General features: G+C 37.0%; 19 protein-coding genes. 4 read left to right on the forward strand and 15 right to left on the reverse strand.

Annotated features, from left to right (window positions below; translation table 11 throughout):
- Positions 1 to 18 precede the first annotated feature (18 nt).
- The 4 genes from NTX65_10330 (at position 19) to prfA (ending at position 5,871) form a co-directional block, all read left to right on the forward strand.
- Positions 19 to 2,382: an ATP-binding protein gene (locus NTX65_10330; protein ID MCX6169730.1), complete on the forward strand. Its 2,364-nt coding sequence runs from the start codon at positions 19 to 21 to the stop codon at positions 2,380 to 2,382.
- A gap of 57 nt (positions 2,383 to 2,439) precedes the next feature.
- A complete protein-coding gene (gene miaA, locus NTX65_10335; protein ID MCX6169731.1) occupies positions 2,440 to 3,345 on the forward strand; it encodes a tRNA (adenosine(37)-N6)-dimethylallyltransferase MiaA in 906 nt (301 codons plus the stop codon).
- Positions 3,346 to 3,356: 11 nt separating this feature from the next.
- Complete coding sequence (locus tag NTX65_10340; protein MCX6169732.1) at positions 3,357 to 4,685, forward strand: hypothetical protein; 1,329 nt, start codon at positions 3,357 to 3,359, stop codon at positions 4,683 to 4,685.
- Between the two features lie 112 nt (positions 4,686 to 4,797).
- Positions 4,798 to 5,871: a peptide chain release factor 1 gene (prfA, locus tag NTX65_10345; GenBank protein ID MCX6169733.1), complete on the forward strand. Its 1,074-nt coding sequence runs from the start codon at positions 4,798 to 4,800 to the stop codon at positions 5,869 to 5,871.
- A 2-nt stretch (positions 5,872 to 5,873) separates the two neighbouring features.
- Here prfA and NTX65_10350 read toward each other — a convergent pair whose 3' ends face one another.
- From NTX65_10350 to NTX65_10420, 15 genes are all read right to left on the reverse strand, one after another.
- Positions 5,874 to 6,314: a nuclear transport factor 2 family protein gene (locus NTX65_10350; protein ID MCX6169734.1), complete on the reverse strand. Its 441-nt coding sequence runs from the start codon at positions 6,312 to 6,314 to the stop codon at positions 5,874 to 5,876.
- Between the two features lie 53 nt (positions 6,315 to 6,367).
- Positions 6,368 to 7,348 carry a N(4)-(beta-N-acetylglucosaminyl)-L-asparaginase gene (locus tag NTX65_10355; protein MCX6169735.1) on the reverse strand — a complete coding sequence of 327 codons (981 nt, stop codon included), beginning with the start codon at positions 7,346 to 7,348 and terminating at the stop codon, positions 6,368 to 6,370.
- 1 nt (position 7,349) lies between these two features.
- Positions 7,350 to 8,114: a glycosyltransferase family protein gene (locus NTX65_10360; protein MCX6169736.1), complete on the reverse strand. Its 765-nt coding sequence runs from the start codon at positions 8,112 to 8,114 to the stop codon at positions 7,350 to 7,352.
- On the reverse strand, positions 8,104 to 9,153 hold the full coding sequence (pseI, locus tag NTX65_10365) for a pseudaminic acid synthase (GenBank protein MCX6169737.1): 1,050 nt from the start codon (positions 9,151 to 9,153) through the stop codon (positions 8,104 to 8,106). The genes NTX65_10360 and pseI overlap by 11 nt, the downstream gene beginning before the upstream one ends.
- Complete coding sequence (locus tag NTX65_10370; protein ID MCX6169738.1) at positions 9,150 to 10,622, reverse strand: GNAT family N-acetyltransferase; 1,473 nt, start codon at positions 10,620 to 10,622, stop codon at positions 9,150 to 9,152. The genes pseI and NTX65_10370 overlap by 4 nt, the downstream gene beginning before the upstream one ends.
- Entirely contained in the window at positions 10,619 to 11,836 is a 1,218-nt protein-coding gene (gene pseC, locus NTX65_10375; GenBank protein MCX6169739.1) for a UDP-4-amino-4,6-dideoxy-N-acetyl-beta-L-altrosamine transaminase, read from the reverse strand. The genes NTX65_10370 and pseC overlap by 4 nt, the downstream gene beginning before the upstream one ends.
- A gap of 6 nt (positions 11,837 to 11,842) precedes the next feature.
- Positions 11,843 to 12,214 (reverse strand): four helix bundle protein, encoded by a 372-nt coding sequence (locus NTX65_10380; GenBank protein ID MCX6169740.1) that lies wholly within the window; start codon positions 12,212 to 12,214, stop codon positions 11,843 to 11,845.
- A gap of 16 nt (positions 12,215 to 12,230) precedes the next feature.
- On the reverse strand, positions 12,231 to 13,262 hold the full coding sequence (gene pseB, locus NTX65_10385) for a UDP-N-acetylglucosamine 4,6-dehydratase (inverting) (GenBank protein ID MCX6169741.1): 1,032 nt from the start codon (positions 13,260 to 13,262) through the stop codon (positions 12,231 to 12,233).
- 145 nt (positions 13,263 to 13,407) lie between these two features.
- Positions 13,408 to 14,355, reverse strand: coding sequence for a class I SAM-dependent methyltransferase (locus NTX65_10390; GenBank protein MCX6169742.1), 948 nt, complete (start codon positions 14,353 to 14,355; stop codon positions 13,408 to 13,410).
- Positions 14,356 to 14,387: 32 nt separating this feature from the next.
- Complete coding sequence (locus tag NTX65_10395; protein MCX6169743.1) at positions 14,388 to 15,827, reverse strand: hypothetical protein; 1,440 nt, start codon at positions 15,825 to 15,827, stop codon at positions 14,388 to 14,390.
- Between the two features lie 36 nt (positions 15,828 to 15,863).
- Positions 15,864 to 17,171: a glycosyltransferase gene (locus NTX65_10400; protein ID MCX6169744.1), complete on the reverse strand. Its 1,308-nt coding sequence runs from the start codon at positions 17,169 to 17,171 to the stop codon at positions 15,864 to 15,866.
- Entirely contained in the window at positions 17,168 to 18,685 is a 1,518-nt protein-coding gene (locus tag NTX65_10405; GenBank protein ID MCX6169745.1) for an oligosaccharide flippase family protein, read from the reverse strand. The genes NTX65_10400 and NTX65_10405 overlap by 4 nt, the downstream gene beginning before the upstream one ends.
- Positions 18,686 to 21,232, reverse strand: a complete 2,547-nt coding sequence (locus NTX65_10410) for a YfhO family protein (GenBank protein ID MCX6169746.1) — start codon at positions 21,230 to 21,232, stop codon at positions 18,686 to 18,688.
- Positions 21,233 to 21,360: 128 nt separating this feature from the next.
- Positions 21,361 to 22,623, reverse strand: coding sequence for a glycosyltransferase (locus NTX65_10415; GenBank protein MCX6169747.1), 1,263 nt, complete (start codon positions 22,621 to 22,623; stop codon positions 21,361 to 21,363).
- A gap of 86 nt (positions 22,624 to 22,709) precedes the next feature.
- A complete protein-coding gene (locus tag NTX65_10420; GenBank protein ID MCX6169748.1) occupies positions 22,710 to 23,765 on the reverse strand; it encodes an NAD-dependent epimerase/dehydratase family protein in 1,056 nt (351 codons plus the stop codon).
- Between the last annotated feature and the right edge of the window lie 37 nt (positions 23,766 to 23,802).

Consider the following 23,802-nt stretch of genomic DNA (forward strand, 5'->3'; position numbering starts at 1 on the left):
TCAATAAATATCCGATAAATGGAAAATCAATTATTAATAACATTAAGCCGTAACAAATTACTTAAAAACGCCGATATATCGAAAATTAGCATGACCGGTGTGCGTGGACGGCTAATAACTATCGGAGAAGGAGAAATTCTCTACCGCGAAGGTGATATTGCCGATATAATTTATCTTATTACGAGCGGAGAGATAAATATTCTAAAGAAACGTCTGCTTGGAAAAACGAAATCATTTATCTTTAGCGAAAATGATTTCTTTGGTCACGAAGAATTTTTTGAGGAGACTGCGCGCACATCAACTGCTGTAGCGTTAAGAGATTCTTATTTGATAGCATTATCCCGTGAAGAAATTGAAGCATTGATTCAACAGGACGATGAAATTCTGATCAATCTGCGCGAGCCCGTTGCCGAAATAGATGAAGAAATGCTCTCTGCAAATAATGTTGCCCGCAACTCATCAGATCAAATAAAAAATGCGGAACCTTCTCCATCGTCAGATTTACACTGGACTTCGACAGCCGAAACTAAATCAAACAATATAATCGAATCTTCAAAAGACGAAGAACCAAATCCTCAAGAATTTTTTAAATCAATCGCAGATATTTCAAGAACTAAGGAAGAAAATATTATTCATCCGATTGATAATTTTACATCAAGCACAGAATTAACCCCGGCGCCGATAAAAGAATTTACCTTTGATGAGAACGCATTCTTGAATGAAGACGGAATTCCTAAAGCGGATGTTGAATTACCGGAAGAACCGACAAATGCGAGAATTACCCGTCCAACAACTGAATTAAATGATGCGCTATTTAATATCTTAAGCGGAAATACATCCTCATTTGAGCCAAGCAAAAAGATAAACGATTCGAAACCGGAAGTAAAAGAAAGCGATGATGCATTTTTTCAAAGTTTTGGATTAAAAGACGAACCAATCGTTTCCAGGAAACCATTAACCGGTGAAATACCTCCGCAGAATGAAATCCCAATTCTTGAAGTGGAACAATCTATTCCGGAATTACATGAAGAAGAAATCGCCGAACCGGAAGCTCCAATCACAATTGAAGATTTCGGACCTGAAACTGTTTTTGGTGAAGAAGAAAAAATTATTGAAGAGATTAAGAAGCCGGAAGTTTCTGAAGAAGTGTTTAACCAACCGCCCTTCCAAGTAAATTCGTCCATGTTTGATTCACAAATGGAGGAAGAGATGAATGCCGACGAACTTCAAATGATTATAAAAGCCGCAGAACTTGTTAATTCAACCATTCATGTTGATGAAGTATTAAAAAATATTATCGATGTAGCAAAAGATCTGACTCACTCAGACCGCGGCACGCTCTACCTAGTTGATAATGAAAAAGGTGAACTCTGGTCGCTGATAACACTCGGTGATGAGATGCGAGAAATCCGTTTGAAAATTGGCGAGGGGCTAGCCGGGTTTGTTGCAAAAAGCGGTGAAACAATTAACATAAAGGATGTTCGTAAAGATTCCCGGTTCAAAGCGGATTTTGACCGTGAAAGCGGTTATACAACTAAAAATATGATCTGCTTCCCGATCAAAAATAACAAGGGTAATATAGTTGGCGTTCTTCAGCTTCTTAACAGCGCTAACGGCGAATTCACAAAACGTGATGAAGAATTTTTAGCGGCACTTTCAATTCATTCCGCCATTGCACTTAACAATGCGGAATTAGTTGAAAAACTTTTGCAAGGAGAAAGAGTTCATTCACTTGGAAAAATGGCAAACTTTTTAATTCAGGATATTAAGAAACCGGTCTTAGTGAGTAAAAGATATGCCGAGCATTTGCGAACTAAATCGTTACCGCCGGATGCTGTTCAGGTTCTTGATATGCTGCTCGACCAACTGAATCAAGTTGCGGATTTGGTTCAAACTACTTCAAGCTATTCCGAAGGGAAACCAATATTACGAATGTTGAATGTGAGTCTTAATAGCACACTTAGCGATTATGCTTCACGAGTTGAGCAATTAGTTGGAAGCCGTAATTGCCAAATACAAAATGAATTTGATAAGGATGTTACGGTTAAGCTTGATGTAAAAGAATTTTTCCAGACATATCAGCATATAGTTAAAAATGCTTGCGACGCAATGCCGGATGGAGGTAAAATTATTATCTCAACAAAACGGGCAGACAAAAAAGTTGAAATTTCTTTTAAAGACAACGGACTTGGCATTTCCGATGGCTTCAAAGAGAAAATTTTTGAACCGTTTATGACTCTAGGTAAAAAAGAGGGCACCGGATTAGGTCTTGCGATAACTAAAAAAATTATTGAAGCCCACGACGGTACAATAAACGTCCAAAGCGCACTCGGTGAAGGCGCTACATTTATGATTACACTTCCGATCGCTTCGGCATTTTAATCATTTTTGCCGGTGAATAAATGAGAGCGGTCAACAATCCGGCTTCGATTATAATTTATGCAGAATAATTTAATTACCATTCTTGGTCCTACCGCCGTTGGCAAAACATTTCTCGGTGCCTCGCTTGCTGATTATTTTGGAGGAGAGATAATTTCTGCCGATTCGCGCCAGGTCTATAAAGGAATGGATATCGGTACCGGAAAGGATTTAAGCGATTATATTATTAATGGAAAAACAGTCCCATATCATTTGGTTGATGTAATCGAGCCGGAAGACGAGTTTAATTTATTTCTCTTCAATAAACAGTTCTATCAAATATTTAATGAAATTACTTCGCGAATGAAAATTCCTTTTCTTGTCGGCGGAACCGGTTTGTATCTTCATTCTATTCTGAAGAACTATAGCCTAAATAAGGTTGAGTTTGACGATGAGCGTTATTCGGAAATGAGCGATCTTTCAATCGAACAATTGACTACAATTTTAAAAAATCTGAGTCCGTCTTTGCATAATACAACAGACTTGCTTATTAAAGATCGAGTGATACGCGCAATCATGATTGCTGAATCCGAAACCAACAACAAAATAAAAAGCCCGGAGATCAATTCCTTAATAATTGGGGTTAGGCTTGAAAGGGAAGAAATAAAAAAGAGAATAACCGCCCGCTTAAAGCGCCGGTTAGAAAACGGGATGATTGAAGAAGTTAAACGGCTGATTGATGCGGGACTCTCTTTTGATCGGCTCGATTTGTTCGGACTTGAGTATAAATTTCTGGGAAGATATTTAAAGGGAGAATTGAACTATAACGATATGTTTCAAAAGCTTAACAGTGCAATTCATAGTTTTGCCAAAAGGCAGATGACGTGGTTTAGAAAGATGGAAAGAGAGGGAGTTAAAATTAATTGGATTGACGGACCCGACTATGAAGCTGCTAAACAAATCATTTCTCAAAATTACTTTTCATGAAAATATCCACGATGAATAAAGAATTACCGCCGGAAGTAAAAAAATATATAAATAAGTATAGCGCCGGCACCTGGAAGCTCGAACTTTCCGGCGAGAAGAGTTATAACAATATCATAGTTGTTCCTGCTATTCAAGAATGTGAAAACATTCATCGCCTTTTAAAATCATTTGTTCAGAATGACAATAAATATTTTAAAGAGACATTGGTAATTTTTGTCGTTAATAACATGAATGGTTCGGATGAAGAGATTAAAAACGATAATATGAAAAGTCTGGTATCCATCCGTGAGATCATTGCCGGAAAAAACGATACTGATCTTTTCGAGAAAATCCGTCAAACCGAATTGAATGTTGGGTTGATTGATGCATCAAGTACAAATTTGGAACTGCCGGAAAAGGACGGGGGAGTTGGATTAGCAAGAAAAATCGGGATGGATATAGCGCTAACTCATTTTGATTACACTAATAAAGAAAAGAAAATATTAATCTGTCTAGATGCCGATTGTACCGTTGACAAAAACTATTTAACCAATATCGTTCAAGAATTTAAAAGCGAAAAGACTAAAGCGGCTTATGTACAGTATGAACATCTTCTTCCGGAAAATGAAAAAGAAAAATTCGCAATCATTTGTTACGAAATATTTCTCCGGTATTATGTACTTGGATTAAACTTTGCAAATTCTCCGTTTGCGTTTCCAACAATCGGTTCTACAATGATCTGCGATTACGAAAGCTATCTCAAAATCGCCGGGATGAATAAGAAGAAAGCCGCAGAAGATTTTTATTTTATGGAAAAGCTTGCGAAGATAACATCAATAAAAAAAATTAATTCGGCAAAAGTTTATCCGGCAAGCCGCGGCTCGTGGCGTGTACCATTCGGTACTGGACAAAGAGTTAACAGATATTTTGCCGGGACTCATGACGAATATCTTTTGTATAATCCAAAATCTTTTAAAGTGCTGAAAGAATGGCTTCAATGTTTTAATTCTCCAGAGATCCTTGAAGCAGATCAATACTTAAAAAATGCGGAAGAAATTCATCATGCTCTGCATTCCTTTCTAATTGAAAATTCATTTCAAGAAAGCTGGGGGAAAATTGTCGCCAACTCTAAAGCTGAAGAGCAAATACAAAAACAGAAAATGATTTGGTTTGACGGTTTCCGCACATTGAAGCTGATTCATTATTTAAGAGACACCGGTTTGCAATCACTAAATATGTTTGATGCTCTGGATCAGATGTTCCAACACTTCAATCTAAAATCGAATCGATCGGGCAATGAAGAATTTCCTTCTCTCGAAATTCAGCAAATGTATCTGGCGGCATTGCGAGAAATGACTTGATCTCTTTTCCTTGATAACTTGCCATAGACCACGCTTCTTAGAAATTCATCGCTAACTTGAGTATATTTGCCCGCAAATTTTACCGGATCTGCCGGCTTTAATTAGAGGACCAATGGAAATCTACGACAAGTTAAAATCAATAAAAGAAAAGTACGATAAGATAAACGAGCAATTGTCGGATCCGGGAAATCTTTCCGTTCAATCGAAACTTATTTCATTAAGCAAAGAGAGAAGCGGACTTATTGATATTGTTGAAGCTTTTAATGAGTACGACAGCCTTCTTAATAACATCAAGGGCAATCAAGAAATTATCGATAGCGGCGAGGATAAAGAACTTTCTGAAATTGCCGAGAGCGAATTAAATGAATTAAAAGCCAAACGCGATTTGATGGAAGAAAGAATAAAATTTCTTCTCGTTCCGAAAGATCCCGATGATGATAAAAACGTAATTATGGAAATACGTGCAGGAACCGGAGGCGATGAAGCCGGACTCTTTGCCGCAAATCTTTATAGAATGTATTCCCGCTATGCTGAAATCCGGGGCTGGAAACAAGAGGTAATTGATTTGAACGATACCGGCATCGGCGGAATTAAAGAAGTTGTTTTTAGTCTGATCGGTACAAGTGTTTTCGCCGATTTAAAATTTGAGAGCGGTGTTCATCGAGTTCAACGTGTTCCGGCAACGGAAGCAAACGGACGCGTGCACACTTCGGCTGCATCGGTTGTTGTTCTTGCTGAGGTTGAAGATGTTGAAGTGAATATTGATCCCGGTGATTTAAGGATTGATGTTTACAGAAGCGGAGGCGCCGGCGGTCAGAACGTAAATAAAGTTGAAACCGCAATTCGCATAACTCACCTGCCGACCGGACTTGTTGTTCAGTGCCAGGACGAACGTTCGCAATTGAAGAACCGGAACAAAGCGATGAAAGTTTTGAAGGCACGCTTATATGATTTGAAGTTGAACGAGCAGAATAGCGAAATTGCCGCCACAAGGAAAACTATGGTTAAAAGCGGTGACCGGAGCGATAAAATTAGAACATACAACTTTCCGCAAAATAGAGTTACTGATCACCGAATCGGTTTAACTCTCTATAACCTTTCGGAAATTATTGAAGGCGATTTGCATGAGCTGGTAGAAAAATTAAAATTAGCAGACCGCGCAGAGAAACTTAATGCCACTAATTGATTTTAGTTCTTAATAAAATCCCACAAGACGTTTACAATTTTCCACTCACCATTCCATTTGGCAAGATGAATGTAATCGAAAAATCCTTTAGCAACAGTCCGAACACTTGCATTATTCCCGGTGATGTCTAGGATTTTAAATTCAAAAATTCTTTGATCCGCGGGAATAGATTTGCCGCCGCCGGCTTTTGTAATATTTATTAGCGTCAGCGCACTCATTTGGTCAAAACGTTGTCTGCCGGATTGAGGATCGGTTCTTACAATTCTTTTAGCAAGTTCAGGATGTAATGCTTTTTCCATCCGTTCTGCATTGCCCTCATAAAATCCTTCGATATAATTTGAAGCACAACTTTTGATAGCCAGAGAATCTTCTTTTGTCTGCGAATAAGATCGGGAAAGAAAAATTATTGTAAAGAGAAACAAGAAAGAGATTATTGTTTTCATAACAACACCATTTTTGTTTGCAGTTAGTTAAAAGCTGAATGATCTATTATGTTTTACTTCGTCAAAAACTCACTCTTCACTACTTTGCTTTCTTTTCCGTTTGTCAGCGCATAAGTAAAACCGTCATATAATGAAAATGCGCCAACGTCACCTTTCTTGTTAATTGCGAGGTAACCAATTTGAATATCCTTGTTGTTCTTTGCTGTCTTATAGATTCTCTTGATTGCAAACTCACATGCCTCTTGCGGAGAAAGACCGTCCCGCATTTTTTCAACAACTAAAAAACTTCCGACTGTTCTCATCACAAATTCTCCGTTTCCAGTCGCAACAGCACCGCCAAATTCATTATCTACAAACATACCAGCACCGATAATTGGAGAATCGCCAACTCTTCCGTGAATCTTCCATGCCATTCCGCTTGTTGAAACACCTCCGCTAAGATTGTTGGAATTATCAATTGCCAGCAATCCAATTGTATCATGATTCTTCTCATCAACACGATTTACACCATGCGGATTCTCCTTCTTCCATTTCTCCCATGCTTGCCGGGAATTTTCTGTTAAAAGGTTTTCTTCTTTGAATCCGTTTTGTAGCGCAAACTTTTTTGCGCCGTCGCCGACTAGCATTACATGTTTTGTTCTCTGCATAACAAGTTTTGCTACAGAGATCGGGTTTTTTATTCCTTCAATACATCCGACCGAACCTGCATTACCATTCCAGTCCATAACCGATGCATCGAGTGTAACAATACCATCCTCATCCGGAAATCCTCCGTAACCAACGGAACTATTTGTCGGATCATCCTCTGCAACACGGATACCGGCTTCTAAAGCATCGAGTGAATTTTTCCCGGCTTTCAAATATTCAAAAGCTTTTTCAGTTGATTTAATTGTACCGCCCCAGGTTGAAACGGCAATCAAATTTCCGTCAACCGGTTGTTGCCCAAATATATTTGAAGGAGAAAGTTGATTTACCATTAATCCGCCGCTTACAAGTGCGCCGGCTTTAACAAAATCACGACGGGTGATTTTCATTTTACTCTCCAATTCTTTTTTGTTGAATGTTCTGATTAATCCGGATAAGATCGGGCTGCTCTTCAAAAAGTTTTAATATATCTTCAAAAAGAAAGATTTTATTTTTCTCATAAAGAGATTTATAGATTTCCTCGATTAGATTAAAATCTTCCTGTGTGTCAACTGTCCAGCGATGGATTGAATAATCCTTTTCATTGGAAAAATTTTTAATTGCAAATTGCGCGGGATGATTATAAATATATGGAGTTACATGTTCGTGTTCGTAAACTTGATTGGCTTCGTTGTATGTTCTTTCCAAAACGGCAAAAGTGAATATCTCCGTATCCAGCCCTCGGGGAAAAGTACGCGGTAAAACATTGCTTAAGTAATCTAATTTATTTAACCGATTTTCAAAAATAAAAATTTCCAGCATCCTATCAACAATTGAATAATCAATCACGGGACAGTCGGAAGTAATTCTAACTATGATTTTGGCTTCAAATGATTTTGCGGCATTAAAATATCGCGAAAGAACATCTTCTGAACTTCCGCGGTAGAACAAAAATTTATTCGCTTCACAAAATTCTTGAATTTGATCATCCTCGGCTAGATCTGTCGTTGCAATAATAATTTTATTGATCAATTTAGAATATGATAGACGGTTAACTACATGCCATAGAATCGGTTCATTGTAAATTTTTTTCAGAATTTTTCCCGGCAGGCGGGTTGAGCCGGAGCGCGCTTGTACTATTGCGGTAATTCCAAGATCTTGCTTCTCAATCTTCAATTAGAGTCCAGTCTAATGGTGTTCCCCGTTCAATATCCGTTGATGCTTTTTTGCCCAAAATTTCTTTTAGAAATTTTGGCGGCAATCCATATGATGGTCTTATGGAGCGAACATTATCTTCTGTAAATTTTTCACCGGCGCGAATATCCTGAACAACAAATAATGAGCGGGCAAACATTCTACTCTTTTTTGTTTTATCGGATAAATCGAAATTAACTTCACCGAGAGCTTTCTCAACTTGCCTAATTTCAGTAACCATTTTTTTAAATTCGGCAGGTTCAAGTGAAAAAGAAGAATCGGGTCCGCCTAAACTTTTATCAAGTATAAAATGTTTTTCAATAATTTTTGCGCCTAAAGCGGCGGCGGCAACCGGCACTATTGTGCCCAGTGTGTGATCTGACAGACCTACAACTGTATTAAACTTTTCTGCGAGAGCCGGAATCATTTTTAGATTAGCATCTTCAATTGATGCGGGGTATTCGGAAGTGCATTTTAAAAGAGCAATTTGATTATTCCCCATCCGTCTGCATGCTTCTATTGCCTCATTAATCTCAACTTCTGTTGCTATTCCTGTTGAAAGTATAACCGGTTTTCCCTTAGAAGCAGTGTATTCAATCAAAGGAATATCGACGATTTCGAACGAAGCAATTTTATAAGCCAGGACATTTATCTTCTCTAGAAAATCAACAGCGCTTTTATCGAACGGAGACGAGAAGCAGATTAATCCAAGTTCTTTTGCATATTGTTTTAATTTCGGCTGCCACTCCCACGGCATGTAAGCTTGTTGATACAGCTTGTATAAAGTTGTACCGTCCCAAATGGTTCCTTGCTGAATTTTGAAATTTTCTTTATCGCTGTCAATCGTTAATGTATCGGCTGTATAGGTTTGGAGTTTAACCGCATCCGCGCCGCAATCTTTAATTGCTTTAATAGATTCAAGGGCTACATCATATTTTTGATTATGATTAGCAGAGATTTCTGCGATAATAAAAATATTATTTGTTCCGCCGATGGTTCTATTGCCGATTGTAATGGTCATACTTTTCGCGTCAATTTATAGACTAAGAATTTTTCGTCATTCATAACTTCTTCATGAGAAAAAACATAAGCCGCACTTGCAAAGGCTTTTATTGAAGTAGTATTTGCGTGTCTAATGTATGCAAGAATAGATTTAACTTTTGGTTTTTCTTTCAAACATTGAAAACTGCTCTTTATCAAAAGTGGAGAGGAGAGTCCTTTCCCCCTAAATTTTTTATCGATGCTTATACTTATAACGGCGTAGTTGAGTCTAATATCAAATCTTACCTGCCCTACAAACTCATCGTTACTATTAAAAGCCAAAAAGAAGAGACAATTATTATCATTAATTTTTTCACTATACCACTTTATATGATCTTGCCATTTAATTTGAGATTGATCAACCGAATTCAAACGAACAGATCTCTCATTGGATAAATTGAAAACCATCATTGTATCAATGTCTCGGGCAGTGCGTAAATAACAGCCGCCGTTTTTTTTAATTACATGCTCTAAAATTGCGCTGATAGTTCTTCGTGCACCAAGACCGTCAACTTTTTTTCTCCCAGTCATGCTCAGTTTTAAACGGACCTCCCTTTCTTCGTAACTATTAAAAACAGTAAGAAGACGATTTTCTAGATTAACGGTTTCATAGTTGAAATACGTTGTTAAAAACCCTTCTTTGATCCAACCGGTTAAGTTATTCTCTTGGTTTTCCGCGACTGTAATTGCAATAGTAGGCACACCGACTCTGGCAAGTTCGTAAATTGTTTGACCAGCGGCAGACATGGCAATATCACTCTCATACATTATTTTCATCATTTCTAAACCTGAAGGAGAATAAAAAATTTCGGTTTGATCGTCTTTGGCTTCGTTTATCAAATCGATATTTCTAAAACCGCTTCCGACAACAACATTTTTTTTCATTTCGGGTTGATTTCTAACTAACATACGAAGCATGCGAGGTGTTAAATTTTCTAAATCTTGTCCGCCAAAAGTTAATAGGACGGATTGAATATTGCCCTTAATTGTTTTTTCTCTTCCTGCCCAAAAATCTTTTCGTAAAGGTGTAAATTTTGGTCCAAGCAAGTAAGTAGTGCCCACTTTTGTTGGATATCCTAATTGTTCGGCATTAATTGAACCGTTAACAACAATTCCTTCCGGATAATTCAAGCGCACGTAATCATCAATATAGATTGTTAATGTCGCAGTAGCGGCAATTCGTTGATATAAATCCAGCGGGGCTAGATATGAATCAACAATAACAATATCACTATTGGAGATTTTTTCAATTAATTCATCTTGATTAGTCATCCAATCGAATAAATCATGCCTTGTTTCCGGGATGAATGGCATGCACTCATTATCACCGTTAATAAATAATGTAGGAAAAAGGTTTCTTTCTTCAAACGCTTGATAAAGGGAGAGACAACGGGTAACGTGGCCATAACCTCTATTGTATAACCCTTCTGTAACAATTGATATTTTCATTTTATTTTATCCAGAGTTTCAACAATTGATTTAGTGATGTAAACTAAATCTTCATTTAAAAGAGTAGGGTACATTGGAATTGATAATTCCCTTTCATAAAATATTTCCGCAATTGGAAAATCGCCGTGCTTAAATCCGAAATTGTTTTTATAAAACGGTTGAAGATGAACAGGCACATAATGAACCTGTAGCAAAATATTCTTTTCTTTCATTTTCGAAAAGAATATTTTTTTTGAAATCTTTAATTCGTCAAATTTTATCTGAAGAGGATAGAGATGATAAGCGTGTTTATAATCTTCCGAAACATTGGGTATGATAAATCTATCATCTTTTCCGAAAAAATCATCGTAGTATTGTGCTATTGCTCTTCGTTTTTCTAAAAAACGATCAATTTTTTTTAGCTGGCTAATTCCTAGTGCGCACTGGAAATCTGTTAGGCGGTAATTAAATCCAACTTCATGCATTTCATAATACCACGGTCCGTCATTCTTTTCTAATACTGATTCATCTTTTGTGATTCCATGAGTCCTTAAGGTTTTGATTCTATTATCCAATGAATCATCATTCGACAAAATAGCGCCGCCCTCACCCGTTGTTATATGTTTTACCGGGTGAAAGCTCATATTCACAACATCTGCAAATTTTGCGGCGTATTGGATATCATTTTTATATTCGGCGCCGGGTGAATGGCAGTAATCATTTACAAGTTGGAATTCATATTTGTTCTGCAATGATTTTAAAGCATCCCAATCACAAGGATGACCGGCATAATCAACTGCAACAACAGCTTTGACTTTTCTGTTTCGAATTGAATATTGCTTCAACTTCCATTCAAGCTCATTCGGGTCAATTGTATAAGTTGATTCATTGATATCGGCAAAATCGGGTGTTGCACCGACATATATTGCACAGTTTGCACTTGCAAGAAATGTTATGGGCGATGTGATAACGACATCATCTTTTTTCCATCCCAAACCCATTGCGATAAGATGCAGTCCGGCGGTTCCATTTACAACTGCAGAGGCATATTTACTTCCAAACTTTTCATTCAGCGCTTGCTCAAATTTCTGGATAGTAGGACCCTGTGTAAGCCAGTCGCTTTTAAGTGTTTCAACAACAGATTGAATATCGGCATCGTCAATTGTCTGTTTGCCGTAAGAATATATTTTGGTTGTTGGTTTTTGGTTATTAGTTGTTGGTTGCTTTTTATTCATATTTGTTTAAGCCGATTTTCTTTTTAAAGAATTAATTAATGAATTAATCATTTTACCAAGAGAATCATATTTTAATGTTAATTCAGTAAATATGACTTCGGATATATATCCTAAATCTTTGGCTAGTAAAATTAAATATTTGCATTCCTCTACTGAACCACGGGCAATTGTGAGAAAATTTATAAACTCTTTTCTTGTGTATCTGCCCATCCCCTCGGCAATGTTTGAAGGAATCGAATATGATGCTCTTATTAACTGAGAAGTAATTCGGAAATTTTCTTCCTTAGGAAACATTTTCGAGATTTTATAAACTTCTAAAACAAGCTGATGGGATAATTTCCATATCTCCAGATCATGAAAAGATTTAATGCTAGTCATGATTAATCACCAATAACTAATCACCAATCACATTCTTGCTTATAAGCTCTCTCAATTCCTCAACTGAAAGAAACCATTCGTTTGTTCCGCTGTTATACTTAAAAGTATCGTTGCAAAATTTTCCGGGTTTGGAATTGCTTGTAGTTCTGAATTTTTCGGTATCCCATAATTTTAATTGTTCCGCGCCACCAAGCTGAACCGAAGGTAGAATGACAAAATATTTTTCAAACTGAATTGTGCTTACGGCATCAGCTTCGGTTATCATTTCTTCGTGTATTTTTTCGCCGGGACGAATTCCGACTTCTTCAATTTTTATTCCCGGCGCTATTGCTTCGGCTAAATCTAAAATCTTAAACGAAGGAATTTTAGGGACAAATAACTCTCCGCCCCACATTCGCTCAAAACTCTCAAGAACAAAATCTACTCCTTCTTGAAGAGTAATATTAAAACGGGTCATTCGTTTATCTGTAATTGGAAGAACGCCCGACTTTTTCTTCTCAATAAAAAACGGTATTACAGAACCCCGGCTTCCCATCACATTTCCGTACCGAACGACTGAAAATTTTATATCGTGGGTTCCTCTAAAATTATTTGCAGCGATGAAAAGTTTATCAGATGTTAACTTTGTTGCGCCGTAAAGATTAATCGGCGCGGCAGCTTTGTCCGTACTTAGCGCAATTACCTTTTTTACTCCGCTGTCAATAGAAGCGTTAATTACATTCTGACCGCCGATGATATTTGTCTTAACTGCTTCAAAGGGATTGTATTCCGCCGCCGGTACTTGCTTAAGAGCCGCGGCATGAACAACAACATCAATTCCTTCCATTGCGCGTGATAACCTTTTCTCATCACGCACGTCTCCAATAAAATAGCGCATCAACACACCTTCTTTCCGAAACCGAGTGTCTTGCTGCATTTCATACTGCTTTAATTCATCACGGCTATAAACAATAATTTTTTTGGGGTTGAAACGTTTGAGAACCGTTTCAATAAATTTCTTACCGAAAGAACCTGTCCCCCCGGTAATCAAAATAGTCTTTCCGTCCATACTTCCTCATATTAACTAAGGGCAAATTTATGAAAATTATTTTACTGTTTGGCGTGAAATTATCCAAAGTCCTAAAGGAGAAATTTATATGTCAAACTAGGTGAAAAGCGATCTATCTTTGGCTTGATCAGAAGCAAAATTTATTTTATTTCTGTTCCTTCTCCAACACAAGTGTATAACTTGTATTGGGAAAATTGCGAATAGTATCTTCTTTATACTCTTTAACAGTACAATTAGGAATTCCTTTTGCGATAGCCAATAAATCGCGACAATAACCAAGCTTAGTCATGCGCCACTTTTCATAAGCATTAGCGTTATGAATAGACGGTTCACATAACACGGCACCTTTCTTACATACACGAAAAACTTCCTTTAATGCGAGCTCGGCGCTTGCCTGGCCTAGCTGTTCAAGAACGTGATTAGTAAAAACAATATCATAAGAGTTATCTGGCAAATCAATTTTTGTAACGTCACCTAGGAAGAGTTCTTCATAGAATGATTCATAAATAAGATTGACAATGCATGACGCCATACGAGAATGAGTGTATTCAAATCCAGAGATTTTCATTTCGGGATTAGATTTAGCAAGTAGATACATATTAAGACCTGTACCGCAGCCAGCATCAAGCACCGTTGGATTTTGAATCCCATTGCACATGGTTGAAATGTGTTCTATAAATTCGATCCTGGGCCAAGCATTCTTGCCCATCATAATTTTACCGTGATACTTTAACGGTTGAGAGGTAGTGAGAATTCTCAAACTTTCGTAGTCGTCACTATAGCGGGAGAATGTTGATTTTCCATGTCGGTGAACAAATTTTATAATTCCTTTCCAATCACCAAGAATTTTAAATATTTTTTCAACTGAGGTTATGTAAGAAAATTTTTCTGGAAGAGACATTAAATAATCACCAAACGATTTTGGATAATAACAATACCCAAGCACACTTGCAGCTCTATCTAAAATTATTCGAAAATTATTCCAGTCATTGAATTCCGGATGGTCGGTATTTCTTCGGTCGATGACATTAATCTTTTTTTTTAGATTAATTTCTTTACATGCTATTTCAAATTCTAATTCGCTAAGAGGCATTCCCAATTATCCTTAAATTTATTAGGTCACATTCATAATTTAGTATATTGCTGAAAGCCATCTTCACTTGAAAATTTATTTGGCAAACCATTTTTCTTATAGAATTCATCAAAGAAAGGAGTATATCTTTTATACAGTTCCTGCAGTTTATTCATTTTGTAATTTTCAAAAACCCAGAGATGTTTTTTCACCTTATAAAGTTTAGAATAAAAAGCCCGGTTGTAAAACGGTCCCGCGATTCTTATAAGGTAGTAAACTAAAAAATGCCAGAAGTGGAAATTATACTTTGATTGGTTATTGGTTATTGGTGATTTGTAATCAGTTATCTGTTTTCGGCTTTCGGTTATAAAATATTTATTAATCGTATTTTGAAGATAGTGTGCCGCCCGGACATGATTCATCCCGTCACCGAATCCAATAATATCTTTAATCAACTTTTTCCGGATCGTTGCTCTTGAATCATCGAAGAATTGTTCGATTCTCCCATGAGTATAAAATTCATCAATCAGTTTTTGAAATTGACCATAATTCTGAATGAGAGCAGATCCTTTATAAAGAGAATCCCGGTTGAAATCTTTTTCGGGATTAATAAAAATTGTTTGCTTGCCCATTAACCAGCTTTCAAGCGCTGAAGTAGATTCGAAGCAAGTCCACAAATCGGAGACGCTTATTAAATCATGAATCGATTCTTCACTGCATAAATAGAGAACATTTTCATAATGTGCGAGCTCGCTCATTTCATTTTTTACAGGCTTTGTTCTTTCGGGTGCGTTTTCCTGCGGATGCTGTTTTAGAATAAATAGGGTTGATGGATTATTCTTAATTACTTGTTTAAGAATATCTCTAACCTTTTTGCGCTGTTCTTCTATCCAGGTCAGTCTGTTCTCGTCACCCTTCGCCCAGACAAGCAATTCGGTTTTGCCCCGTTTGTGATCAAGCTTGCCGAATGCCCATCCGGCATAACCAATAATCTTTGAGTATTGAGTTCGACTGTATTTGCGAAGGAAATTCTCTTTGCTCAGATATTCATAAATAATATAGCGGTCAAACCCGACTCCGCCGGTTACTACAATTTTTTCTTTTGCTTCCGGAACCTCTTTCCTTAAATATTCCGCTGTACGTTCGCTCCAACAACAGACATATTCTTGATAAAATTTTTTGTCCCGATTAAATCCCCAATAATCAAAGCTTCCATCGGTTCTAAAATTTCCCTCTGAGATCAGAGCAAATATTGGAATGTTTTGTTCATGTGCGATTTTAGAAATTTCGAAATAGAGGTTGGAGCCAATTGTATTTGCTTGAAGAATGATCTCCGGTCGTTGGCGATAAATCTCATGAATATCAATATTGAGCGCGTGATAGAATTCGCAATTGAGAAATCGTTCCGCAAAATAACGGATAGCAAGCATCATCTCCACATCACGTCCGGAAACGTCGTCGGTAAAACAGAGTACTTTAATTTTTTTATTCATTCATCCTGTCTTTGCACTGTTAGTTTTTTCAATTTACTATACGGAGTGCGAAGAAACTATTTTATTAAAATAGCCTGCCAATTTTTTCGTCAAATTTCTATTTGAATATTGTGAAATATCGGTTTGATTTGAATGCAAACTGCCTTCTTTATATTTTTTATACAACTCCCGTACAGTTGTTAAAGTCTTGTCAAGATCTTTGAAATCGCAAGTGAAGCCGGCATTAACACTGTGAACAATTTTAGATGCATCGCTTTCTTCGGGACCAATTACAAGAGTTGGTCTTCGAGAAGCGAGGTACTCAAAAAGTTTTCCGGGCAATCTTCCTTTCACATTCGGCATGGCATTGAGAATCAGCAGCAATACCTGCGCTTGATTCATCCGTTCTAGAGTTTCTAGCCTCGAAATATGTGCCGACAGTTTTAAGTTCTTTGACAACCCGAGCGAATTGATTTCATCAACAATTGCATGACCGATAAATCCAACCAGTTCAATTTCCAGATCGTCTTCAAATTGTTTGTTCTCTTTAGAAAGAATTGAAAGTGCTTTCCACAAAGTTTTTGCATTACGGTCTGGACCCAAACTTCCGAAATGGCTCAACGTAAATTTTTTTGATAGCGGGACGGAAATATTTTTAAAGTCATCTTCATCATAACCCCACACGATTACTCCGACATCCTGAGCACCGATTGATTCTAGATCGCGCTTCCATGTATCGCTGCAGATAGTAATCTTATCGGCATTACGGAAGACGCGCTGTTCCATCGCTTCATGAATTCGTTTTGAGATTGGATTGAGCATCAACTGCGGAAAGTAATCCACTTGAGTCCACGGATCTTGAAAATCCGCATGCCATGGAATTCCTAAATTATTTTTAACACCGTACGCAATCATATGAGTTGATTGCGGAGGACCATTTGTAAACAAAAGATCAACCGGATTTTCTTTCAAATATTTCGATAAATATTTAACAGAAGGACGGATCCAAAATTTGCGGGCATCCGGGATAAAAATATTTCCTCTGACCCAAATACCTAATTTGTGCATAAAACTTGGTTTATCTTCTTCTAAAAAAACATTATGGATTCGATCTTCTTTTTTCTTTCCGGTGATGAGCTTAAAAAGATTGTACGGCTCCCAAATTTTTGTTTTCAGAATTTTTATGCCGTCGGGAATATCTTTGAGGTTTCCTTCATCAAGAACAGGATACTCGGCATTCTCCGAAGTGCAAATAACCGGTTCCCAGCCGAACTCTCTCAAATATTTTGCGAACTTCAAACAGCGGTGAACAGCAATACCACCTGACGGGGGCCAATAATATGTTATGATTAAAACCTTTCTCATGTAATTATTGTCTCTGAATCTGCCTGTGATTTGTCCGCCCCTTTGATTGTTCCCTTGATAAAATCTATAATCTTTGTGGGACTTAATAAAATTTCAAGCTCGGCTTTTTCATAAAAACGAAAAAAGAAAAGTAGAAAAGGAAATAAACCAACTAAAACAAGTTTTATAATAATCCCTAATGGGATGCTCATTGCGGGAAGAAAATAAATTATGCCGGAGAGAATGCTGCCCATAGTGACCATCAAGGTCAGTTTGTAATTTTCGAAAGGAATTTTGTAATATTTGCCGGAAATCGTCAACGTGACGAGATAAAAAATAATAAATGCAACAAGTGTATTCATTGCTGCGGCGATGGTTCCGAACATTGGAATAAAAATAAAATTAAGAATGATATTCAACGAAGCCGAGCCAATAGTAATCCATGCAATATGCTTTGTGTTTTTCGTTAAGAGCATTCCAAGTGAAGCAGTTAATCTCATTCCGCTAAAAACATAAGAGAGAAGTATTACCGGTATAAGGATATAAGCGTTGTTGTATTCTTGCTTTGCAGCAAATACACCAAGGATTTCTTTACAGAAAAGCGACAGAAAAACAAATCCCCACACAAAAAAGAAAGTCGAGTATGTCATTAATTTTGAGAAGAAGCGTTTATCATCATGACTTCCAAAATATTTATACGCTACCGGCATTAATCCCAAGGTGAATGGAAGAATGAAAAACATATTTAGAACACCAGCCACGCGGTAAGCTAGACTATAAGGAGCTAAAGCAGACGAACCAAGTAAAAATTTTATGATGTAACGGTCACTCAAGTTTAATAATAGAAATCCCACTGCTGCAAACACAAGCGGTAAACCGAATTTCATAGAAGCAGATAAGATTTGCGTCTCGAATTTAATTTTCATCTGGGGAATTATTTTGGGCAGCAAAACTACTAAACCGAAAAACTCAGCAATGACAACAGCGTACAGATATCCTTCAATTCCTTTGTCGAGAAATCCGACAAGGTAAATAATAATTCCTGTCATCAACAAAATTTTAGATACACTAACGAGTGTGAAAAAAATAGATTGTTCATCTGCCCGGACTTTCGCAAGAAATAAATTATTCAGCACTCTTAAAAGTACGATGTAAGCTATCAATCGAATGTAACTTGCATGAATTTGTGCGTTGACAAAAAGTGCCGGGAAAAAAGAAGTGAAAGCTTCCGAAAACAATACAAAGATTGCGCAGATCACGAAGACAAAAGTTGTTAGAGTAAACAGAGCAGATTTCTTTTTACTTTTATACTCATCCGAATTATTAAAGAGAATAATTGAAGTTGCCTGGCCAAGTATAAATATCTCAGCGAGGATCGTAATAGTTACATCGATGAGATCCCAATTGCCAAATTCACCAAGCGCCAATTTGGCCGTATAAAGAGGAAGAAGTACTACACCAACAATTTTAGGGGCAATGTTGCTTAAGCTGTAAATTAAAGTATCGCGTACCGTGCTTTTAAGTCGTGCGAGCATTTATAATTTTTCCGCCGCATTCTTTTTTCTTGAATTGTAAAACGCAAATCCCAATCCGCCGAATAACAATAAGTTTAGAATAAACGATAAATATTTTCCGGTAACAAAAGATGCCGGTTGGTAAATAAATTCAACTTTATGTTTCCCTTTCGGAACAACAATCCCTTGAAACCCATGGTTGGTTTTATGAATGATTGTAGGTGTTCCGTCAACAAGTGCCTTCCATCCCGGCAAATAGGTAGTGCCATAAAAAAGAAAATTATTGCCGGCCGCATTTACTTCAGCAACAACATGTTCATCTTTGTATAAAGTAATGGCAGCAGTGTTTGTTGAATCGCCTTTATCAAACTTGAAATCGAGTTTATCCACGAATGCAAGTTTTTTCGGATCGAATGAATTGCTCTTTACAGCATTCATAATATCCAGAGAAGATCTTTCTTCAACATTATCTACAAAATAAATACGGGGAAGCGCCTCGTTGTTTCGATTTACAAATGTAGTAGAATCCGACGACATAGAAATTTGTGAAAAATATTCAAAGGGGAACGGTTTATCCGTAATAACATATTTGACACCAAGCATGCGCCATAAAGTAAAATTCGCCGGTCCAACCGCATCTATAAAATCTTGATAGCTCCTTGGTTTAACAGCGGAGTAACCTGAAAAATCCTCTTCTAAAAAATAAACGTTAAAATTTGCATTGTAGTATATGCTGCCCATCCCGGTTCTTCGCATATTCAATAATCTAAACGGATCTTTATCCTTCTGCTGCTTGATAACTGAAATATATTCCGGTTCCGCGAACTGTTGGTTGACTCCCTCCGCATTTGTATATGTGGCGCCCCGATTTCCAATTCTGAAAAGATCAAATAAAACCAGTACGGTCAACCCGATGATCAAAAATTCTTTATTTAGTTTCGATGTAATATAAGCGTAACTAATACCGAAGAGTAAGGTGAGAAGCGCGAACATGATAGCAAGATCGCCGGTGAACATACTTGACAAATAATCAGAGAGTGCGGTGAACATTTGACCTTGCTGCTGTGATTGCTGGTCTTTCCCAAGCGATGAAACAAACTCACCGACTCGTTCTTTGAACCAGCCTGCCAAACTGTTATTTAAAAGTAGCGTGAGTAAAAAGAAAGCAGCAAAACCGATTGCCGTATATCGGAATATTTTTTCAATAGAGACATTTTTTTCTTCACGCAGAGAAATAATTTTCATTACTCCGAATCCGGCAAGTATTGGAAAGATAATTTGGAGCGAATGAAGAATCATTGAAGGAACACGGAAATTATTAAACATTGGGAAATAATAATACATCAGATTATAAACGAGCGGGAAATTTTTTCCGAATGAAATTAGAATAAAAAACAAAACAAGTATTCCAAAGAACTGTATTACCGGTTCTTTCCAGCGCGTAAATAATGCAAAGAGCGCTAAAGCTAAAATGATAATTCCCATATACATCGGTACATCAACACTAGTCATTTGTCCAAAATATGTTTTCACAAGTACGTCTTGATTTTGAGACAGAGGACCATTATAAGTTGAGTTTCCAAAACCATAAAATGACGGGACTAAAAATGTCATAATTTCTCCCGGTGAGAACGAATAACTAGTTGCGTATTCGTATGAATCGCCTTGAGCCGGTGCTGATGGATTTTGCATCTCGCTTATACTTTTTGTTCCTCTTGTTGAGTAAGGTTTGTACTCATAAAGCTGGGCATATGTATCGAAAGACATTAATACCGCTATCAATCCAACTGCCGCCATAATTCCAAGGGACTTCAATAACTGCTTCTGCAAAAATTTATTTTTTTGAATAAAAGCATGGATGGAATAATAAACGAAGTATATGAGCACAACAAGAGCTAAATAAAATACTATCTGAACATGAGCGCTTAAAACTAATAAATGTAAACCCAATGCAAACAATAATAGATCAAGCAGTTTAATCTCTTTTTGGAATTTAAAAAGCATCATCAGTATAAAAGGAATGAGCGCAAGAGTCATAAGCTTGGTTATATGTCCAATGTAGAACAGAAGAAGTATTCCGGTGCTAAAAATTGTTGCTACGGCTACAATAAAACTAACACCTCTACTTGCGCCGAAGCGCCTCATAAAGAAAAACGAAGTAAACGCAAGAAGGACAAAGCTGAATGTATAGATGGCGTTGTAATCTTTGAAAGCGACAGAATAAATTCTTGACACATATGAAAATGCAACAGAAGTCAAATCATACCAGCGTACTGACATCGAAGTGGCAACTGCAGGCACTCCACAAAATATATAAGGATTCCAGAGAGAGACACCATCGCGGTCTTTATTGGCATATTCGCGCAGACTCTTGACTTGCATCAAATCCCCCGAGTCCGTAGTCTTATCGCCGAACATAATTGGCGAAAAATAAATTAGAATCAGAATAAAGATTATGAGCAAAAGTGCAGGTGTCTGATATTTTTCCGGAATGAATTTACTGAACGAAAAATTCGATTCAGAAGATTTCTTCTGTGTAGATAAAACTTTCTTCGTTTGTTTTGACATTTGTTCTCCCGTTTGTCATTCTTGAGAGCAGAGAAGAATCAATTAATTTTGATTCTTCTCCGGCGGGGCACACCTAAACCGGTATGTAATTCGTCAGAATGACAAAAATGTTTTTAATTAATCAAATATTATCTATTCAAAATGACATTAACGTAATTATTCCAGCTCAGATTTTTTGCAGTCTCAATAATATTTTCTTTTGGTATCGGATGTTCAACAAATTTCTTCATTGCAAGATACATCGAATCAATATCATTTGGTTCTGCAAGATAACCATTAACACCGTGATTAATCGTTTCGGGAAAATGTCCGACTTTTGTTGCAATAGAAGGCAGATTAAAATTATAGGCGATAGATTCTACTCCCGATGGGGTAGCGGCAAGATAAAATAAAACATTACAATCAGCCACTTGAAAATATTTGTGTACTTCTTCATTCCCCACATATCGATTTATAACTACAACTTTATCTTGTATCCCAAGTTCATCAATTAATTCAAGTGGGCGATAATTACTTTCATCATCATTTTTACGGATCAATATTTTTTTTATCAATCCAAAGAGGCTCTTTTTAATTTTCGTAGTTAATTTTTTTGAATCGAGTGTATTCCAAAAAGATTCGCCTACAATAAGAAGAGAAACATCCTCATACTCTGTTGCTAATTTGGCGAAAGAACGAATTACATTATGCAAACCCTTGTATTTGCGGATAAATCCGAAGAACAAAAAGACATGTTTACGAAGGCCGAGTTCTTGTTTTACTTTTTCTTTGTCAAAAGAAGGATCGGGAGTGAACATATCGTAAACGGGATGATAGAGTTTTAGTATGAACTTATTATCGGCGGTTAGTGACCTGCGATCGGTTATTTCAAATTTTTGATTTGGAAATATTTTTTTTAGCTCTTTAAATGTTATTAGAGAATGAACAATAAAGGTGTGCGGTTTTGAAAGCGCATAACGAATCAATGCTTTATCAATTATACTCCCTTCTTTTTGAGCAACAACATGTAAATCAAAAATAATTTCACATTTGCAAACTTGCTTTAATTTGTTGGCAATATAGCCCATCGGCAAACCTTGAATTGCGAGTGCCCATTGAAAAATCGTTATGTCCGGATTAATCTTGCAAATAATATCAACAGTTTCCTTCCATGAGAAAGGATTATTGTAATTGGTTATATATTCAACTTTAATGTTACTGCCTTCGAGAAGATTTTTTTTGCTTGAACGGTCAATGAAGTCGCGTGGTATTATTGAAGGATATTGTTGTGTCCAAGAAACAATAGAAACTTCGGCGCCTTGATTATCGAATGCTTTTGCAAGCGAAGTAGTATAATTTGCAATTCCTCCTTTGAATTGAGGGCCTGGACCGAAGATGACAATTTTTTTCATAAGGTAATTGAGGATTGAGAGCCTACCTGCCAGCGGGCAAGGTTGCAAATTGCGAATTTAATAGCGTTTGCTTCACCTTTCACATTTCACCTTTCATTAATCAAGTTTTTCACCGCTACGTTAAACACACGTTTCATTCCCTCTTCCAAAGAAATTTTTGGCTCCCATCCCAATTTCTCTTTAACAAAACTCATATCGCAATAGCGTGAATGAACTCCCATCGGCTTATCTATAAGAGGTTTAATAGTTGGATCATAATCTGCAAACTTGCAGAAAACTTTTATCAGATCTATAAATGTTGTCAATTTGCCGGATCCAATGTTGATAGCTGTTCCATCATGAATTTTATCCATTGCCAAAAACATACAGTCCATTACATCGTCAATATGAACAAAATCTCTTCCTTGCTGTCCCGTTCCCCAAACGACGAAAGGATTTTCCTTTTTAGCCGCGCGCGCTGCAATAGCCGGAACCGGATAAGTTAAATCTTGATCTTCACCATAACCACTGAATGGACGAATACAAACAATAGAGATTCCGTAGTTACGTGAGGCGATCTTTGCTAAAAATTCTCCGGTCATTTTAGTCCAGCCGTAAGTTAGATCCGGCATGCCAAGGGTAAATCCATCTATATTAATATCGGCCTCTTTTAATGCAACCGCTTCGCTTTCTGTTTGCATATTGATTGGATAGGCGGCGGAAGAACTTGGATACATTACTCGCTCTGGTTTTGCTTTTGCAATCCAATTAAAAAATTCAGCATCAATAGAAAGATCAAGTGCAACCGCCATCGGATCACCTTCAATCTTAGCTCTGCCTCCAACTATTGCCGCAAAATGAAACGCATCGCCAAAACGATCTATCTTTAAACCGTATTCTCTTTCAAGCCATTTAGGATCTTCTAAAAGATTATTTAGGAATTTTCTAAAATCCATCTTCCAGTAAAAAAGCCGTCCGTCTTTACCGAAAATTTCTATGTCTTTAATTTTTTTTGTCGTTGTATCTTCAAGCCAAGATGATGGATGTGTCCCAACAGAAAGATCATCAACCATTATTACAGAGTCATTTGTTCTCTTAAGTAATTGTTTAACTGTATTTCTTCCTACAAATCCGCATGCGCCGGAAACTAAATGATATTTCATGTGAATAATTTCCTAATGTTGGTCTAAAAATAAGAAT

This window comes from Ignavibacteriales bacterium (assembly GCA_026390795.1).
Lineage (GTDB): Bacteria > Bacteroidota > Ignavibacteria > Ignavibacteriales > Melioribacteraceae > Fen-1258.

Excerpts from the sequence above, each read along its gene's own strand:
- NTX65_10330 (MCX6169730.1), top strand. The coding sequence starts at position 19 with ATGGAAAATCAATTATTAATAACATTAAGCCGTAACAAATTACTTAAA.
- miaA (MCX6169731.1), top strand. The coding sequence starts at position 2,440 with ATGCAGAATAATTTAATTACCATTCTTGGTCCTACCGCCGTTGGCAAA.
- NTX65_10340 (MCX6169732.1), top strand. The coding sequence starts at position 3,357 with ATGAATAAAGAATTACCGCCGGAAGTAAAAAAATATATAAATAAGTAT.
- prfA (MCX6169733.1), top strand. The coding sequence starts at position 4,798 with ATGGAAATCTACGACAAGTTAAAATCAATAAAAGAAAAGTACGATAAG.
- NTX65_10350 (MCX6169734.1), bottom strand. The coding sequence starts at position 6,314 with ATGAAAACAATAATCTCTTTCTTGTTTCTCTTTACAATAATTTTTCTT.
- NTX65_10355 (MCX6169735.1), bottom strand. The coding sequence starts at position 7,348 with ATGAAAATCACCCGTCGTGATTTTGTTAAAGCCGGCGCACTTGTAAGC.
- pseI (MCX6169737.1), bottom strand. The coding sequence starts at position 9,153 with ATGACCATTACAATCGGCAATAGAACCATCGGCGGAACAAATAATATT.
- NTX65_10370 (MCX6169738.1), bottom strand. The coding sequence starts at position 10,622 with ATGAAAATATCAATTGTTACAGAAGGGTTATACAATAGAGGTTATGGC.
- pseC (MCX6169739.1), bottom strand. The coding sequence starts at position 11,836 with ATGAATAAAAAGCAACCAACAACTAATAACCAAAAACCAACAACCAAA.
- NTX65_10380 (MCX6169740.1), bottom strand. The coding sequence starts at position 12,214 with ATGACTAGCATTAAATCTTTTCATGATCTGGAGATATGGAAATTATCC.
- pseB (MCX6169741.1), bottom strand. The coding sequence starts at position 13,262 with ATGGACGGAAAGACTATTTTGATTACCGGGGGGACAGGTTCTTTCGGT.
- NTX65_10390 (MCX6169742.1), bottom strand. The coding sequence starts at position 14,355 with ATGCCTCTTAGCGAATTAGAATTTGAAATAGCATGTAAAGAAATTAAT.
- NTX65_10395 (MCX6169743.1), bottom strand. The coding sequence starts at position 15,827 with ATGAATAAAAAAATTAAAGTACTCTGTTTTACCGACGACGTTTCCGGA.
- NTX65_10400 (MCX6169744.1), bottom strand. The coding sequence starts at position 17,171 with ATGAGAAAGGTTTTAATCATAACATATTATTGGCCCCCGTCAGGTGGT.
- NTX65_10405 (MCX6169745.1), bottom strand. The coding sequence starts at position 18,685 with ATGCTCGCACGACTTAAAAGCACGGTACGCGATACTTTAATTTACAGC.
- NTX65_10410 (MCX6169746.1), bottom strand. The coding sequence starts at position 21,232 with ATGTCAAAACAAACGAAGAAAGTTTTATCTACACAGAAGAAATCTTCT.
- NTX65_10415 (MCX6169747.1), bottom strand. The coding sequence starts at position 22,623 with ATGAAAAAAATTGTCATCTTCGGTCCAGGCCCTCAATTCAAAGGAGGA.
- NTX65_10420 (MCX6169748.1), bottom strand. The coding sequence starts at position 23,765 with ATGAAATATCATTTAGTTTCCGGCGCATGCGGATTTGTAGGAAGAAAT.